Origin of the sequence: Micromonospora acroterricola, from assembly GCF_003172955.1 — a bacterium.
GTDB lineage: Bacteria > Actinomycetota > Actinomycetes > Mycobacteriales > Micromonosporaceae > Micromonospora > Micromonospora acroterricola.
In genome coordinates, this window is record NZ_QGKR01000017.1 from 1 (window position 1) to 1,835 (window position 1,835).

General features: G+C 75.5%; 1 protein-coding gene and 1 pseudogene. Both read right to left on the bottom strand.

The annotated features are described in order from the left end of the window. Positions 1–765, bottom strand: a pseudogene (locus DKT68_RS00120) (ATP-dependent DNA helicase RecG); the annotation flags it as partial. Further along, positions 762–1,835, bottom strand: a 1,074-nt coding sequence (locus tag DKT68_RS00125; protein WP_109815418.1) for a DAK2 domain-containing protein, incomplete at its 5' end; no start/stop codon positions are given. The gene DKT68_RS00125 and the pseudogene DKT68_RS00120, both read right to left, overlap by 4 nt.

The following is a 1,835-nucleotide window of genomic DNA, read 5'->3' on the forward strand; positions in this document are numbered from 1 at the left end:
GGGTCGGGCGGGCCAGTCGGCGGCCCGGTGCTTGCGCTGCACGAGGGTCAGCTGGACGGCGAACGCCTCGTCCCACTTGAGCCGGTGCCGTGCCCGGTAGAGCTCCTCCTTGCTGCTCGGCCGGTGGATCTCGCGCAGCGCGGTGCCGAGCCCGACCAGGTTGCGGCTGGCCCGCACCGTGGCCGGCACCGGGTCCTCCGGCGGGGTGAAGGTGTCCAGCACGACCCGCACGCAGCGGGCGATCACCCAGGTCGGCACCGCGGCCGCGGCCGGGTAGACGGGGATCAGCGCGCCGGCGAACTCCTCGATCTCGTCGCTGACCGCGGCCTCGCCGTCGCCACCCTCGCCGAGCAGGACGTACTCCGGACCGTTGAGCTGGCGTTTGCCCCGGAACTCGGTGACCTTGCCCGCGAACAATCCCCACCGGCCCGGACGCAGCTCCCGTTCGCGCCACGCCTGGTTGCCGAAGAAGGTCAGCGTCAGCAGCCCGCCGGAGCCGTCGCCGACCGTCACCTCCAGCAGGTTTCCCCGGCGCTGGCGCATCGGGCGCACCGCGGTGCGCTGCACCTGGGCCAGCACGGTGACCTGCTCGCCGACGTCCAGAGAGCGGATGTCGGTGTGCTCGCCACGCTCGTCGTAGCGGCGCGGGAAGTGGTAGACGAGGTCACCCGCGGTGTGCAGGTCGAGGTGCCCGGCCAGCGCCTTGGCCGTCTTCTCCCCGACCAGCTTCTTCAGCGGGGTGTCCACCGTGGCCGGTTCGCTCATTCGATCCCCACCAGGAGCGGATAATACGGCTGGCCGCCCGGGTACGCCTGCACCTCGACGAACGGCCAGCGCCGCGCGACGTGCGCGCGGACGGCATCGGTGAGCCCGGCCGGCGCGTCCACCCCGGCCAGCAGGGTGACCAGCTCGCCGCCGCCACCGAGCATCCGGTCGACCACGGCCGCGCAGGTGTCGGTCAGGTCGGTGCCGATCAGGTGCACCTCACCCTCGACCAGGGCCAGCACGTCGCCGGGGCGGCAGGGCCCGGCGACGGTCAGCGCCTCCCGGCTGGCGTGGCAGACCTCGGCGTAGCGGCAGGCGCCGGCCGCCTCGGCCATCGCGATCACGTCGTCCTCGAAGCGGCGGGTGCCGTCGCGGACGGCGAGGGCGGCCAGCGCCTGCACCGGCGAGCGGGTCGGCACCACGCTCACCTTGATGCCGTAGCGGTGTGCCTCGCGGGCCGCCGCGCTCGCCACCGCCTGCGTGTTGGGGTCGTTGGGCAGCACGACCACCCGGGCCGCGCCGGTGCTGCGCACCGCGTCGAGCAGCTCTCCCGTGGACGGGCTGCCCGGGACCACCGTGGCGCCCTCCGCCGCGAACAGCCCGGCGATCCCGACGCCGGTGGCCACCACCACGGCGGCCCGGCCGTCCGGGGCCGGCCCGGGAGGCGGCTCCGGCTGGTCGGCGAAACGGGTCACCGAGATCCGGTACGGGCGGCCGGCGGCGACTCCCGCCTCGACGGCCGCGCCGACGTCGTTGACGTGCACGTGCACGTTCCAGGTGCCCTCCGGCTCACGCCCGTCGCCGACGACGACCAGCGAATCACCCAGCGCGTCCAGTGCCCGGCGCATCCCGGCCACCGCCTCGGCCGGGGCGTCGAGCAGGAACTGCACCTCGTAGGCGTACTCCTCGGAGCCGGTCTCCCGCGCGACGGTGGCCGCCGGCCGGGCGGAGCGCGGCGCCGGCGCGACCCGGGTGGCGCTCTCCCCGGTGAGCACCTCGACCAGGGCGTCGAGCAGCACGCAGAGGCCCCGGCCGCCCGCGCAGGCGTGGTCGACGCGGGCGGCCGGGGC